Raw genomic sequence first — 15143 nt, forward strand, 5'->3', positions numbered from 1 at the left:
GCATGAGAATTTCTATTTCTTATCCGCCTCTGGAATCGCCAAAAGGTACGCCGCTACTCAGCCAAAATCGGCAATTTCAGTGGTTTAACAGTCCAACTTATATTTATCCGATGATTCCGGCTTACGCCGCGACGCTTTTGCAATCCCAAGGTCATGAGGTTTTATGGGATGACGGTATTGCCGAAGGTTTGGAATATAAAAAATGGTTAGAAAAACTATTGCATTTTTATCCTGAGTTGGTTGCTATCGAAACAAAAACTCCAGTGGTTAAAAAACACTGGGAGATTATTAAGCAAATAAAAGACGTTATACCGAGCGGCAAGATAGTTCTGATGGGAGATCATGTTAGCGCTTTGCCGCAAGAATCGTTTGAACAGTGTCCAGTAGATTTTGTGATTGCCGGCGGTAATTATGATTTTATTTTAGCTAATATCGCCGGATATTTGGCAAAACGGGAAAAACTGGGCGGCGGTATTTGGTACCGCGACGGTAAAGAAATAAAAAATACCGGAGAGTACGATCCGCATGTTCATAATTTAGACGAACTGCCGATGATCGACCGCGAATTAACGCGCTTCCGTCTTTATGCTTACCAAAACGGAAATTTCAAATACACTCCCGGTTCATATATGATGAGTGGGCGTGATTGTTGGTGGGGGCGCTGCACTTTTTGTTCTTGGACAACGATTTTTCCCGGTAAAAATTTTCGCGTTCGCAGCGCGGAAAAAGCTCTAGACGAAGTCGGTAATTTGATAAAATTGGGAATCAAAGAAATTATGGAAGATTCCGGTAGTTTGCCCGTCGGTAAATGGCTGGAGGATTTTTGTCAGGGCATGATTAAACGTGGTTACAGCAAAAAGGTGGTGATGAGTTGTAATATGCGTATCAATGGTATTAAAGATCCGGCTCTTTGGTGGTTGATGAAAGAGGCGGGTTTTCGTTTTATTTTATTTGGACTGGAGTCGGCTAACCAAGTAACTTTAGACCGAATAGAAAAAGGATTACGGGTCGAGGAAATAGAGCCGGGGTTAAAAATGTGCAAAGAAGCCGGACTTGAGCCGCACATTACGGCGATGATCGGCTATCCTTGGGAGACTAAAACGGATGCCAAGAAAACGGTTGATCTGGCAAAAAGTTTATTTAAAAAGGGTTATGTTGATACGCTACAGGCGACGATTGTTATACCTTATCCGGGAACTCCGTTGTATAAATATTGCAAGGAAAACAATTTACTGAATTTTGACGATTACGATCGTTTTGATCAGCGCGAGCAAGTAATGAAATCCGAGCTGACTACGACTGATGTTAAAGAATTGACTCAGGGGTTGTACAAATCATTTGTCACGCCAAAATTTTTGTTTAAAAAAATCATCAGTATTCGTAGTTTTGCCGATGTTAAATTTCTGGTTCGAGCGGCGATAAGGGTAGTTGGTCACTTGACCGACTTTAGTAAAAAATAAAATAAAAAAAATGAAAAAATATATTTTGGCCTTAGCAAGCAACAGGATAGTGCGTAACAGTTCTATTCTTTTTATTGGTTCAATGATTTGTGCGGTCGGCAACTACCTTTTTCATTTAATAACCGCTCGAATGTTGACTGTTAACGCTTATGGCGAGATGGAGTCATTGATTGCTCTGTTCTATATTATCTCCGTACCGGCTGGAACGATTATGACCGTGATTATCAAATATTCTGCTCAATTCAGCGCCGAAGGAAGACTTGATAAAGTACATAAATTATTTACCGCTTTCAGTCATAAGCTGCTCTTGGCCGGATTTATTTGTTTTATTGTTATTTTTTTTCTTAGTCCGTGGATTGCCAAATTTTTACAACTATCTTCAGTTTTACCCGTGATAATTTTAGGAACAATAATGATTACGGCGCTGCTGTTGTCTTGTGGTCGTGGAGTTCTCAACGGTTTGCAAAAATTTTTTTCAACGGCGATAAATATGGTTATTGAAGTTTTAACCAAAATTATTTTAGCCTTTGCTTTTATTTATTTCGCTTTCGGCGTTAATGGCGCAATCGGAGCAATCAGTATCGCTGCTCTAACCGCTTATCTCTTCGTTTTCAAACCATTACGTTTTTTGCTTAAGGAAAAAATCGACGAAACAAAAATTGATTATAAAGAAATTTTTCTTTTTTCTTTGCCGACACTTTTTATTACTCTGTTTCTCAATCTTTTTTATAATGTTGACGTTTTGTTGGTCAAACATTTTTTTGATCCGAGTATGGCCGGGCAATACAGTGCATTGACGGTGCTTGGTCGGATAGTATTTTTTGTAACCATGACCATCTCGACGGTGGTTTTTCCACTGACAGCCGAAGCCCATACTAAAAACGAAAATCATAGGAAGATTTTGAATCAAGGTTTTATTTTAGTAAGTTTAATAGCTGGAACGGCTTTGTTTTTATTTTTTTCCGTCCCGGGACTGGTTATCAAAATTTTAATCGGTAGTAAATTTTTGGCAGTCGCCCCGTATCTTGGCTGGTTTGGACTGGCGATGTTTTTTTATTCTTTGGTTTATCTTTTAACTCAATATTTTTTGTCTATTGGTAAAACCAAATGTCTATACATTGTAACCGTCGGTGTCGCAGTGCAGGTAACGTTGATAATGTTGTTTCATAATAGTATCGTGCAGATAGTGCAGATAATGAACGTAGTAATGATTGGGACGACACTGGCTTTGCTTATTTATTATAAAAAAATCGGTAAGATATTAATGGTAGATAGGCAGCAGATACAAGAAGTAATAACGCAATAAGTAATTATTATGGAGCGGTTATTTGTTTCAATTGTTATGCCGACGTTTAATTCGGCTAGAACGCTGGAGGCGGCTTTAGCGGCGATAAAAAATCAAAATTATCCGGCGGACAAAGTTGAGATAATTATTGCTGATGCCGGATCGACCGATAAAACCAGACAGATCGCCAATAAATATACTAACTTGATTTTTGATAATCCTCTGACTACCGGCGAAGCGGGCAAAGCCGTGGCGGTAAAAAAAGCCAAGGGCGATATTGTCGCACTAATAGATTCGGACAATATTTTACCGACTAACGATTGGTTGGAAAAAATGGTCGCGCCATTTGACGACCCGGAGATTATCGGCAGTGAACCGTTAGAATATACGTATCGTCCGACGGATCACTATATTACGCGCTACTGCGCCCTGATTGGTATGAACGACCCTCTGTGTTATTTTTTGGGCAATTATGATCGTTATAGCTTTTTAAGTAAAAAATGGAACGGACTACAAATTAAAGTCGAAGAGCAAGACGATTATCTGAAAGTCTTTTTGGAACCAGGGAAAATGCCGACGATTGGCGCCAATGGTACGATGATTAGAAAGCAGTATTTGCAAAACGTTGGTGACTATTTGATGGATATAGATATTATTTACGATTTAGTTGCTTCTGGCAAAAATAAATTTGCCAAAGTAAAAGTAGGTATCATTCATCTTTTCGGCGGCAGTCTAAAAACTTTTTACCGTAAACAAAAAAGGAGGGTGAAAGATTATTTGTATTTTAAAGACAAGGGTAACCGTAGTTATCCCTGGAAAAGTCAGTCTCGCGTTGGTTTGGTCAAATTTGTTGTTTATTGTCTTTTGATTTTTCCTTTAATTTTTCAGAGCATAATCGGATTTTGCCGCCGGCGTGATTGGGTTTGGTTTCTGCATCCGGTGTTTTGTTGGATTACTTTTTGGGTTTACGGTTGGGGGACAATCTTTAGTTTGTGGCATAAAGAGCAGATGAGTCGAGAAAAGTACGGACAGTAGTTGATATCTTGATTTTGACGGTAAATAAGCATATTCTTAATATACGATAAATAAAGAGCTTCTTTTTTTATGCAAAATTATTTGATTATCGGCGGTGCTGGTTTTATTGGCTCTAACATTGCTAGCTATCTGTGTTCTGTCGGTAAAAGCGTTACAATTCTAGACAATTTTTCTCGCCGAGGAACAGATCTCAATCTCAAATGGCTGCAAACAAGTTATCCGGACATTAAGGTGGTAAAAGCTGATGTTCGTCATGATTTAGACAAACTTAACGAAGCCGTAGCGCAAAACGAGGTTGTCTATCATTTAGCGGCGCAGGTAGCAGTTACCACTTCGGTCAAAAATCCCAGAGAAGATTTTGAGATTAATGCGCTCGGCACGTTTAACGTTTTGGAGGCCGCCAGGCTTTCCGCTCGAAAACCGATTGTGATTTTTTCTTCCACCAATAAAGTTTATGGCGGCATGGAAGATGTTAAAATAGTTCATGACGAAAAACGTTACAGTTACGCCGATTATCCACTTGGTATTCCCGAAGATCGCTTGCTTGATTTTCATTCTCCTTACGGTTGTTCCAAGGGTACCGGCGACCAATATGTCCGCGACTATGCCAGAATCTACGATATTCCCACTGTAGTTTTCCGCCAATCTTGTATTTATGGCACGCATCAGTTCGGTTTGGAAGACCAAGGCTGGGTAGCTTGGTTTACTATTGCCTCGCTGCTTAGTAAACCGTTGAAAATTTACGGCGACGGCAAGCAGGTTCGCGATGTGCTTTTTGTTGATGATTTAGTCAGAGCTTTTGTTAGTGCTACGGACAATATAGAAAAAACCAAAGGAAAAATTTTCAATATCGGCGGCGGGGCTAGCTATACCATGTCGCTGCTTGAGCTAGTTAGTTATCTGGAAGAATTTCTTGGTCAAAAAATCACTTATTCTTTTGCCGATTGGCGACCGGGAGATCAGCCGGTCTATATTAGCGACGTGCGCAAAGCCAAAGAAGTATTTGGCTGGCAACCGCAGATTGATGTGAAGCAAGGCGTGTCTAAGCTCGTCTTTTGGGTAAAAGAAAATCGGGCGATGATCGAAGATGTTTTCAAAGACATGTAAAATAATTATAAAATTATGAAAATTTTAGTTACCGGCGGCGCCGGATTTATTGGTTCTCATCTAGTCGACCGTCTTATCGAGCAGGGTCACGAGGTCAGAATTTTTGATAATCTGACTGAACAAGTGCATCAAGGTAAAATTCCTGAATACCTGAACCCCAAAGCCGAGTTTATCAAAGGTGATGTTTTAGACCGCGCGGCGCTTGCCGCAGCGCTTGCAGGAATAGATGTGGTCTTTCACTTTGCTTCGGCAGTCGGAGTAGGACAGTCGCAATATCAGATTTATCATTATGTGAATACCAATGTCGGCGGTACGGCTAACTTGCTAGATATTATTGTTAACGACAAACTGCCGATAAGAAAAGTGATTGTCGCTGCTTCTATGAGTAGCTACGGCGAAGGTCTTTATAATTGCGACAAATGCGGCGCGGTTAGACCAGAGCTACGTTCGCAAGTAGTAGATGGCGATTGGGAACCGCGTTGTCCGCTTTGTGGCGGAACAGTCAAACCGATACCGACCAATGAAAAAGCGGTGCAATATTGCAATTCTATTTACGCTTTGACTAAAAAAGCTCAAGAAGATATGGTAACAAACATCGGTCGAACTTATAATATTCCGACTGTTGCCCTTCGTTTTTTTAATGTCTATGGTCCCAGACAGAGCCTGTCTAATCCTTACACCGGCGTAGCGGCAATTTTTATGAGTCGGATCAAAAACGGTAACTCGCCGGTGATCTATGAAGACGGGCTTCAGACACGCGATTTTGTTTCTGTTTACGATATTGCTGATGCTAATATTGCCGCGATGAATAGTGCTAGCTCCGACTACGAAGTTTTCAATGTTGGTAGCGGCACGGCTTTACCAATTAAAGAAGTGGCGGAAATTTTGGCCAAACTCTATGGTAATGATGTTAAACCAGAAATAACTAGCCAGTTTCGCAAAGGCGATGTGCGGCATTGTTTTGCCGACATGACAAAGGCTAAAGAAAAATTGGGCTGGCAGCCAAAAATTTCTTTCGAGCAAGGTATGGCTGATCTGATCGCTTGGAGTCGTGATGCCGAGGCGGTAGACAGTCTGGATAAAGCCATTGCCGAGATGAAGGAAAAGGGTTTAGTTTAGAAGAAAAAAAATGAAAATATTATTTCTCAATCATAACCAGGAAAAGGTTGGTACTTATTACCGTTGTTTTTTCTTGGGAAAATATTTGTCGCAAATCGGTTACCAAATCACCATGATTTGCGCCAGCGGAAAAAGTTTTGATCTGCGGATTCGTCGGCAGAAAATTAACGACAACTTTACTATTATTACTCTACCGCGGATCAAGTACAGCCGCTATCTTACTGGTCAGCTTTTACTTCGTTTGCCGCTGACTATTTTTTACATTTTTTCTTTATCTTACGACATTTGTCACGCCTTTACCGTCGCTCAACCGCAAATCGGTATTCCGGCTTGGGTAGCCAAAAAAATAAGAGGCAAAAAATTGATTGTCGATTGGGATGACCTGTGGGGCGGTGGTTTTGCCGACTATCATGCCTGGCCGATCAAACCGGTTTTGTCTTGGTTTGAGAATTCTGTCCCGCGACTCGGCGATCGGATAACTTATGTTTCCGAATATCTGGGTGAAAGGATAAATAAACTCGGGTTGATGGATCGCGCGGCCAAAATACCTAATGGTTCTGACCCAGAAAAAATACTGTCGCTAGATAAAGCTGTCGTTCGTCAAAAGTTGGGACTAGCTTTGGACAAAAAATATTTAGTAGCTATGGGTAATACTTATTTGGAGAGTTTTGCCCTAATGCTGACGGCTTTTGCCGAAGTGGTTAAGAAAAACAGTAATGCCTTTTTGATTCTACTTGGCAATGCCGAAATCTCTCCAGCGCTGCAAGACCTTTTTGCCAAAATAAAAGACAATGTTATTATTGGCGGTTTTGTGCCGATTGAAAAAGCTGCGGCGTACCTCAGCGCCGCTGACGTTTTAGTGCTGCCCATGGACAGCAATCCTATTGAGTTTGCTCGTTTTCCGATTCGTCTGGGCGACTATCTTTGCGCCGGTAGGCCGGTTGTTTCCAATGCTGTCGGCGAAGTAAAATATTATTTGGAAAAATATAATTGTGGTTTGATCTCGGCGCCGCAAGATACCGACGCAATGGCTAATAATGTTTTGACTTTACTATCCGATCAGGAACAGTCGCAGAAGCTGGGTCTTGCCGCTCGGCAAGTGGCAGAAAATATTTTGCCGTGGAAAAAAGCCGCGTTTGAGTTATCTACGGTTTATAATGATTTAGCGAGCGAAGAGGTCAGAAACAAAAAAATATCAGGGATTATTATTTTGTCGCCGTTTTACGAACCAAACACCGGAGGAGTGGAAACTCATTTACGCGATTTATCTAAATATTTAGTTAAACAAGACTATCGCGTGGCGGTATTAACTTATCAGCCGCTTACCACCAAAGCCAAGGCCCCGATCTGGGAGCAACCAGGAGAAGGTTTCATTATCCACCGTATTCCTTGGGTTGGTCATAATCTTTTTCATAAATTAGAAGAGCATCCGTTTTTTCAATTTTTATATCTGACACCGATCCTTTTTGTTTATACGTTTTTCTTTTTATTATTTAATCGTCGCAAATACGAAGTAATTCACGCTCACGGGCTTACTTCGGCGCTGATCAGTAACTTCATGCAGAAAATTTTTCATATCCGTTTTGTGGTTAGCATGCACGCAATCTACGGTTTTCGTCCCGACTGGTGGCTAGCCAAAGTTTGCCGGTTTATTTTAGCTCCAGCCAAAAAAATATTTTGTCTTGCTGAAGCATCGCGTGACGATATTCGACAGTTGGACCTGGAAGAAAAAAGATTGGATCTTTATATCCAGTGGGTGGATCAGGACAATTTTAAGCCGCGAGATAAAAAAGAATGTCGAGCGACGTTAAAATTGACCGATAAATTTACTGTGCTTTTTGTTGGACGCCTAATCGAGAAAAAGGGCGCCGGTGTTTTGCTTGAGGTAGCAAAAAAACTGCCAAACATTAATTTTATTTTTATCGGCGATGGGCCAATGTATGATGATTTGAAAAAAGCGGAGGGAATATCCGGTAATGTAATTGCTGCCGGCAAAAAAGAACAAGAAGAAGTGGCCGAATATTTTGGCGCTTGCAATGTAGTAGTGGTGCCGTCGCAGTATCCCGAAGGTTTTGCTCGAGTGGTTTTGGAAACATTGTCTAGCGGTCGGCCGATTATTGCGGCTAACGCCGGTTGTCTGCCGGAAATGATTACTGAAAAAGTAGGGGTGCTGCTAGAACCAACAGCGGAAAACATTACCAATCAGCTAGAGGATTTTTACAATAACCCAGACAAACTTTTGGCGCTGGAAGCAAATTGCCGAGAATACGCGCTTGAACATTTCGGTGAGGCGCACGCCAAACCAATCGAAGAGTCTTACTACATAACCGAATAATTTTGGCTATGTCTCTTGCTACCAAGGCGTACAATTTTATTATTTACAATCGTCTGGTCAAACGTCTTGCCGGATGGTTTTTGCGTCAGCGGTTTTTTAATCAAAATTATTTTTATCAACAGAAATACCAGCGGTTACTAAAAAATAAAATGGGAAAATATCAGCGAGTGCCTTTTCGGGTGATGATTGAGAACACCAATGCATGCAATTCCAACTGTGTTTTTTGCCCGCATCCGGCAATGAAAAGAAAAATCGGCAATATGTCGATGGAGCTTTTTCAAAAAATTGTCGATCAGTGTGTTAGCCTAGGCATTGATTATGTTACCATCTATGGCTTTGGCGAGCCGCTGCTCGACCCTGAGTTTGTCGCCAAAGTAAAATACGCCAAAAGTCGCGGTATCAAAAGAGTGACTACTAACACCAACGGCGCGCTTTTAACCGAAGAAAGAAGTAGAGCGCTTGTCGAAGCCGGCATTGATGAGATCTATATCAGCTTTGACGCAGCAACAGCTGAAACCTTTCGCAAGATTCGTCCGGCTCTTAACTTCGATAAAATAGAAAAAAATATTTTCGACTTGGCCAGGATCAGAAAAGAAATGGGATCAAAAAAACCAGAAATAGTTTTGAGTTTTGTCGAGACTGGCGACAACAAACAAGAAGTAAAAAAATATATCAAAAAATGGCAAAAAACAGTTGATCATATTTCTATTTCTTTCATCCATAACTGGACAGGTGACCTTTTTGATAAGCTAAAAATAAAACAGCGAGATTGGCTACGTGATCCGTGTCGTTTGATTTGGACCGACATGGTAATCAGCTGGGACGGCACAGTGCCGCTTTGTTGTAACGACTACGAAAATAAAATAATTTTAGGTGATATTAACAAGCAGACGGTTGCCGAGGTTTGGGGCGGAGAAAAGCTGCGGCAATTTCGTTATTATCATCAAAAAGGAGAATTTAAGAGTATTAACATTTGTGCTGATTGTGTGTATAATTGTCATCATAAGTCGCCATGGTGGGTCGGCAAATAAACCTTTAATATGTCAAAAAGGCAAGATCGCGCTACTATTACCAGAATAAAAAAAATATCCCGGTTGATACCAGGCGGGAAAATTTTAGATATTGGTTGCCGGGAAAATTTATTACAAGATTTTTTACCAGCAGGAACGGAATACTTCGGTTTAGAAGTGAGTAGTACCAACAGCAGCCAAAACGGGGAAAAAAATAAATTTTTGCCGCAAGGAATTTGTGATGACAAGTCGAGAGAGGTTTTTGGCGATTTGAAATTTGACGCAGTAGTTTTGGCGGAAACCCTGGAACACTTATTAGAGCCTTTTCAAGCTCTGGATAATATAAAATTTTTATTGCGCGACGGCGGTCAGCTTATTGGTAGTGTGCCGAACGCCGTTGCCTGGCGTTATTTCTTTTTTTTGGAATTATTAGGTGACGGAATGAACGATTTTGTTGCGCCGAAATGGGATGGTCATGAGCACTTTTTTGCTTTTAATAAATATATTTTAAGAACGCTTTTAATGCGAGCAGGGTTTAAAAAAATAACGATCAAAGAGTGGGGAAGCTGGATTCCTGGTACAGGAATTTTTTTACCTTTCAATTTTCGCGGTTCGCATTTGATTTTCACGGCGGAAAAACAATCTTGAAGTTTTAATCAACTTAATCGTTAAAAGTATGGCACAAGTGGTTTTAATTCAGGCTTCTATGGGATTTTATGGCGATGAAGGAATAGTCGCCGACCAGACTTCTAATCCGCCGATGGGTCTTTTATATATTGCTGCTTATTTAGAAAAATACGGAGTTTCGGTCAGACTAATTGATCCTTTTCCGGAACAGCTCAATTTAGCTGATATCCTCAAAGAGATTGAATTAGAAAAACCCTTGGTTATCGGTATTTCTGCTATGACTCCGGGTATTCCTACTGCTTACAAAATGGCGCAAGCCATTCGCGGGCGGTTTGGTCCGCGACCTTTTATAGGCGTCGGAGGTATTCATACGAGCGTTGATCCGGGTTTTATTGATCGTTATCCAATTTTTGATTTTGAAGTCGTTGGGGAAGGGGAGGTAACTTTTTACGAAGTCCTTCAAACTGTTTTGGCTGGTAAAATACCGCAGAAAAAATATTTTGGTAAAATTATAGAAAATCTTGATGATTTGCCTTTTCCCGCCAGACATCTTTTGCGAGGTAGATATTTTTGTCCGCACGATGAAACAGAGGCAGATGATCCGGAAGTAACTATTATTGCTTCACGAGGCTGTCCTTTTCACTGCATTTTTTGTTCCAAGCCGGGATTTAGGGATCGTTATCGCTATCGTTCGGCAAAAAATATTGTAGACGAAATGGAAAGAGATTATAAACTATGCAACGGCAAGTTTAATTTTGTTGACGATACCATCGGAGCCAATCAGCAGAGAGCGATAGAGTTTTGCGAAGAAATAATGTCACGAAAACTAAAGGTTCAGTTTGCCGTCCAGATGAGAGCAACTGACGCCAGCGATGTTTTTTTTAAAAAATTAGCGGCATCAGGTTGTCGCGAAATATTTTTTGGTGTTGAATCCGGCAGTAATCGAGTGAGAAATGAAATAATCGAAAAAAGAGTCCCAGAGGAAAAATTATTTGAGGCGGTTAAACTTTGCCGTCGTTATGGCATGCAGTCAAATTTTTACCTGATGCTCGGATTTCCTACGGAAACAAAAAAAGATTTAGAAGATACGGTCAATATCGGCGTCAGGACCAAAGTTGATTTTATCGGTTTGCATGTTACTCAGATCATTCCCGGGTCCCGTTTGTATGATTTAGCCATCAAAGAAGGTAAGATGTCTAACGATCTGTTGGATCAATATATTCGTGGCGAGTTAGGTAATAATTTTTTTGAAGTTTTTCCAAAATATATTCCCGATGGTTTGACGATTAAAGATTTAGAGGCTGCCAGAACACTTGCTTATCGTAAATTTTTTATCAATCCTGGTTGGTGGTATCGTCGCATCAGGTCTTATTTCAAACACCCCGATCGGTTGGTTAAAGATTGGAAACAATTCAGATTAGGAATTTATGTTTTAATTCACGGGCATACTAAATCGGCAGCATCTTAGTTTCTCATTTTCTAAAACAGTTTTTTAATATGAAAAGACTTTTCCAGTCCAAACATTTTTGGCCGGTTTTGATTGTTGTTTTGGCCGGTTTGGCGGTTTTTACTTGGTTTAAGGGCGATTTGATTTTTAGTTATGGCGACGTGAGGTTCAATTTTTCTCCTCTGGAAACTTTTAAAAACTATTTTTATACTTGGAGCAGAGAAGATACCGGCTCGCCGGTAATACAGGCGATGCCGTTTATTTTTTACCAAATTTGTTTGGCTATTTGGGCAAAGATCGGTCTGCCATTATTTTTATTCCAACGGTTGGCTTATTATTTTTTGTTTGTTTCCGGCGGTTTGGGGGTCTATGTTTTGTTAACTACTGTTTTTCGCGGCGAACGACGTTATTTAATAGGGCTGTTAGCAGCTCTTTTTTATATGTTTAATATTTATGCTCTAGTTATGGTTTGGGGCATGGGTATCCAGATTATTTATTTTTATCCTTTTTTGCCATGGTTGCTAACCCTTTTTATTAGGGGGATAGAGGGTGGGAAGGTGATAATCTATTTGCTTCTTTTTTCTCTGCTCAATTTTTTAGTCGCTATTGCTTACAGTAACGCTTCTTATGTGGTTTTAGTCTGGTTGCCGATTTTTGCTTATTTTATTTTTTATTTGTTTGTTAATCGTCGTGACCGGCAAAAGGTCAGGGTCGCTTGTATTTTTACAGCTTTATTGGTGGTCGTTTGGTTATTGCTAAACCTTTATTGGTTAGTACCTTTTGTCTATGATATTTCTTCTTTTTCTTCAGCCGCTTTGAAAAATGCAGCTTATTCTCACAGTTTGGGCGAGACGGTTCGGGGTGCGAGCGTGACGGCACATTTGTCTAATGCCGTCAGACTTTTTGGCTATCAGCCTTTTGATGATAATTTTTCTTATGCGCCAGGAGATTATTTTCATTCGTATTCGCCGGTCTATAACGGCAAAATATTTTTTACTATACTTAGCTATACTATTCCGCTGCTAGCTTTGGGAAGTTTATTATTTTTATTTAAAGAAGAGAAAAAAGAAAAAAGGCGTTTAGTGTTTTTTTTGTTGTTTTCAGTTGCCGCTTTATTTTTGTATAAGGGATCGCAACCTCCGTTTGGAGGCTTATATGTTTGGGCAGTAAACAAGTTTTCTTTGTTTGGTGCTTTTCGTCATCCGATGGGGAAATTCGGCACGTTTCTTGTCTTGGGTTATGCTGTCTTGATCGGCTACACTCTCAGCGAAATTTATTTGTGGTTAAAGAAGAAAATAAATGCAACTAATGCCAAAACAGTTTTGGTTGTTATTTGTGTTTTATTGTTTGTTATTTATCAGTATCCATTTTGGCAAGGAGATGTTTTTCATGAAAAAGGACTAATTTCTCGGTCAGCTTTAGTGGGCGTTCCTGATTATTATCGAGAGGCGGCTGGCTGGCTGGCGACGCAGCCGGAAAATTTTAGAATTTATCCTGTGCCTGAGACGGGTTTTTTTGGTACCGCGTTGCGTTGGGATAACGGTTACGATGGAGCTGATCCCGCCTATCCTCTTTTATTACGATCGGTAACGCATTTGATGAATGAAAACGGAATCGAAATAAAAATTTGGGACGAAATTTCAGCCGAGACGGTTAACGAGCAAAACGCGGCATTATTGATGGGACTGCTAAATACTAAATATGCTATGGTGAGAAAAGACGTGGCGAAAGAATATTTTAATATGCCGAAAGTCACTTTTGATCTGGCCGTGAAGCATTTGGAAAAAGAAGAAATAGCCGGCTTAAAATTCGATCGGAATATTGGTCAGTTGGATTTTTATTTGTTGGAGGATAAATATTTTTATCCTCGTATCTACGTTCCGACATTTTGCGCTCTAAGCTCCGATTGGTTGCAAGCCTTGAAATTAGTCAACACTAGACTGGAAAAAGACAAGATAGCGATTTTTACTTCTACGGATCCGGAGAAAACCTTTGGTCAGATCCGTAAAGATTCAGCCTTTGATTTTAGTGCTACGGCGGTTTTGGACGGCAAAAAAGAATCATTGGAAAATCTGACGTTGAAAACGGCACCAGACATAAAATTTGAAAGAATAAACCCGACAAAATATCGAGTCGAAGTTAGTAATGCCCAAGGTAACTTTCTTTTGGTACTGTCAGATAGTTTTAATAATGAATGGAAAGCCTATTTAATACCTGATACAAAGCGGGTTAATAGTTTTTTTGGTCAGATTGCCGAAACGTGGAGTTTGCAGCCGATTGCCGATGATAAGCACTTTTGGGTTAATAAATACGCTAATGCTTGGTATGTGGAGCGACCGGAACAAAAAGAGGACTTTACCATTATTTTAGAATTTTGGCCGCAGCGCCTAGTTTATTGGAGCTTGACCGCAAGTGTCGTTGCCTGGTTGGTTTTTATTATAGTATTGATTATTGTTAGCCGAAAAAAAAGAAAGTCAATTAAAGATATTTAGAAAATTGAGAAAAATTTGGCTATCTTTACAAGAAAAGTTAATGGGAGTAGACTGTAAAAACTAAAATATGTCCAAGAAAATCTACATAATAGCCAATACCATGATAGAACCGGGCATGAGCGGCGGTAATAGAATTTTTATTGAATTAGCCAAAAATTGGGTAAAAACCGGTCATCAGGTTACGGTTTTTACCTCTCCTGTTGGTAAGCAGATTTGTCAGGCTAATGATTTGATGGGCGCTCGGTATGTCACTTGGCCGGCACAAAATTTTCGCTTTTTAGGGATTTTCGGTCAATACTTTGTCGGTGTTTTTTGGGGTTTATGGAATGCGCTAAAAAGTTGGCGCGGATTTGAAAATGTTATTGTTTGGTCAACGTCTGATTTTTGGCCGGATGCTTTATCGGGATTACTTTTTAAAATCATTAACCCCAAATGTTTCTGGATTGCTTCGGTATTTATGTTTGCTCCGAATCCTTTCAAACAGACTAAATTTTACGTCAAAGCTTTTTTACATTTTATTACCCAGAAACCAATTTATTTTCTCAGTAAAAAAATAGCGCAGATGATTTTTGTTACCAATGACGGTGACAGAGATTTTGTTGTAGGCGATGGAGTGCCGGCCGAGCGGGTAGTATCGATCCGCGGCGGCGTTAATCTTGATTATATTCAAAGTATCAGAGCCGAAGGAAAAAAATATCTTGGTATTTTTATGGGACGGGTGCATCGCCACAAAGGAATTTTAGAGCTGCTTGATGTCTGGAGAAAGGTTTGTGATGTTATGCCGCAGGCCAAGCTAGCAGTGGTAGGAGAAGGTCCACAGGAAAAAGAAGCCAAAGAAAAAGCGGAAAAATTGGGATTAAAAAATAATGTCGTATTTTTTGGTTTTGTGGATGGTGACTACAAATATATTTTGATGAAAGAAAGTCAGATGTTTTTACATTCCTCGGTCTGGGATAGCGGCGGCATGAGTGCGGCCGAAGGCATGGCTTGCGGTTTGCCGGTAGTTGGTTATGATTTGCCGGCTTTCAAAACATATTATCCTAAAGGTATGCTCAAAGCGCCGCTTGGAGATCGGGATAAATATGCCGAATTGATTATCAGTCTAGCAAACGATGTTAGTCTTTATCAAAAGATCAGCGCTAAAGCTCTAGACTGGGCAAATGGTTGGGACTGGGCGGTAAATGCTAGTCGTATTATGCAAGCGATTGATGGAATTTTAAAATAAT

The 15143-nt window shown here is 40.2% G+C and carries 11 protein-coding genes; all 11 read left to right on the forward strand.

Annotated features, from left to right (window positions below; genetic code table 11):
• Positions 1-2 precede the first annotated feature (2 nt).
• A complete protein-coding gene (locus tag WC310_02905) occupies positions 3-1460 on the forward strand; it encodes a radical SAM protein (protein ID MFA5358742.1) in 1458 nt (485 codons plus the stop codon).
• 10 nt (positions 1461-1470) lie between these two features.
• A complete protein-coding gene (locus WC310_02910; protein ID MFA5358743.1) occupies positions 1471-2766 on the forward strand; it encodes an oligosaccharide flippase family protein in 1296 nt (431 codons plus the stop codon).
• Positions 2767-2775: 9 nt separating this feature from the next.
• Positions 2776-3780, forward strand: coding sequence for a glycosyltransferase (locus WC310_02915; GenBank protein ID MFA5358744.1), 1005 nt, complete (start codon positions 2776-2778; stop codon positions 3778-3780).
• Between the two features lie 69 nt (positions 3781-3849).
• On the forward strand, positions 3850-4887 hold the full coding sequence (locus WC310_02920; GenBank protein ID MFA5358745.1) for a GDP-mannose 4,6-dehydratase: 1038 nt from the start codon (positions 3850-3852) through the stop codon (positions 4885-4887).
• A gap of 15 nt (positions 4888-4902) precedes the next feature.
• Positions 4903-6006, forward strand: a complete 1104-nt coding sequence (locus tag WC310_02925; GenBank protein ID MFA5358746.1) for an SDR family NAD(P)-dependent oxidoreductase — start codon at positions 4903-4905, stop codon at positions 6004-6006.
• Between the two features lie 10 nt (positions 6007-6016).
• Positions 6017-8341, forward strand: a complete 2325-nt coding sequence (locus tag WC310_02930; GenBank protein ID MFA5358747.1) for a glycosyltransferase — start codon at positions 6017-6019, stop codon at positions 8339-8341.
• 8 nt (positions 8342-8349) lie between these two features.
• Complete coding sequence (locus tag WC310_02935; GenBank protein ID MFA5358748.1) at positions 8350-9372, forward strand: radical SAM/SPASM domain-containing protein; 1023 nt, start codon at positions 8350-8352, stop codon at positions 9370-9372.
• 9 nt (positions 9373-9381) lie between these two features.
• Positions 9382-9999, forward strand: coding sequence for a methyltransferase domain-containing protein (locus tag WC310_02940; GenBank protein ID MFA5358749.1), 618 nt, complete (start codon positions 9382-9384; stop codon positions 9997-9999).
• Between the two features lie 28 nt (positions 10000-10027).
• A complete protein-coding gene (locus tag WC310_02945) occupies positions 10028-11446 on the forward strand; it encodes a radical SAM protein (GenBank protein ID MFA5358750.1) in 1419 nt (472 codons plus the stop codon).
• A 29-nt stretch (positions 11447-11475) separates the two neighbouring features.
• On the forward strand, positions 11476-13917 hold the full coding sequence (locus WC310_02950; GenBank protein MFA5358751.1) for an alpha-(1->3)-arabinofuranosyltransferase family protein: 2442 nt from the start codon (positions 11476-11478) through the stop codon (positions 13915-13917).
• Between the two features lie 67 nt (positions 13918-13984).
• Positions 13985-15142, forward strand: coding sequence for a glycosyltransferase family 4 protein (locus WC310_02955; protein MFA5358752.1), 1158 nt, complete (start codon positions 13985-13987; stop codon positions 15140-15142).
• The last annotated feature ends 1 nt before the right edge of the window (position 15143 follow it).

Source organism: Patescibacteria group bacterium (genome assembly GCA_041653535.1).
Taxonomy (GTDB): Bacteria; Patescibacteriota; Patescibacteriia; order JACRDY01; family JACRDY01; genus JBAZFH01.

What these genes read in the sequence shown, in the direction of transcription:
- WC310_02905 (MFA5358742.1), top strand. Translation starts at nt 3, where the DNA reads ATGAGAATTTCTATTTCTTATCCGCCTCTGGAATCGCCAAAAGGTACG.
- WC310_02910 (MFA5358743.1), top strand. Translation starts at nt 1,471, where the DNA reads ATGAAAAAATATATTTTGGCCTTAGCAAGCAACAGGATAGTGCGTAAC.
- WC310_02915 (MFA5358744.1), top strand. Translation starts at nt 2,776, where the DNA reads ATGGAGCGGTTATTTGTTTCAATTGTTATGCCGACGTTTAATTCGGCT.
- WC310_02920 (MFA5358745.1), top strand. Translation starts at nt 3,850, where the DNA reads ATGCAAAATTATTTGATTATCGGCGGTGCTGGTTTTATTGGCTCTAAC.
- WC310_02925 (MFA5358746.1), top strand. Translation starts at nt 4,903, where the DNA reads ATGAAAATTTTAGTTACCGGCGGCGCCGGATTTATTGGTTCTCATCTA.
- WC310_02930 (MFA5358747.1), top strand. Translation starts at nt 6,017, where the DNA reads ATGAAAATATTATTTCTCAATCATAACCAGGAAAAGGTTGGTACTTAT.
- WC310_02935 (MFA5358748.1), top strand. Translation starts at nt 8,350, where the DNA reads ATGTCTCTTGCTACCAAGGCGTACAATTTTATTATTTACAATCGTCTG.
- WC310_02940 (MFA5358749.1), top strand. Translation starts at nt 9,382, where the DNA reads ATGTCAAAAAGGCAAGATCGCGCTACTATTACCAGAATAAAAAAAATA.
- WC310_02945 (MFA5358750.1), top strand. Translation starts at nt 10,028, where the DNA reads ATGGCACAAGTGGTTTTAATTCAGGCTTCTATGGGATTTTATGGCGAT.
- WC310_02950 (MFA5358751.1), top strand. Translation starts at nt 11,476, where the DNA reads ATGAAAAGACTTTTCCAGTCCAAACATTTTTGGCCGGTTTTGATTGTT.
- WC310_02955 (MFA5358752.1), top strand. Translation starts at nt 13,985, where the DNA reads ATGTCCAAGAAAATCTACATAATAGCCAATACCATGATAGAACCGGGC.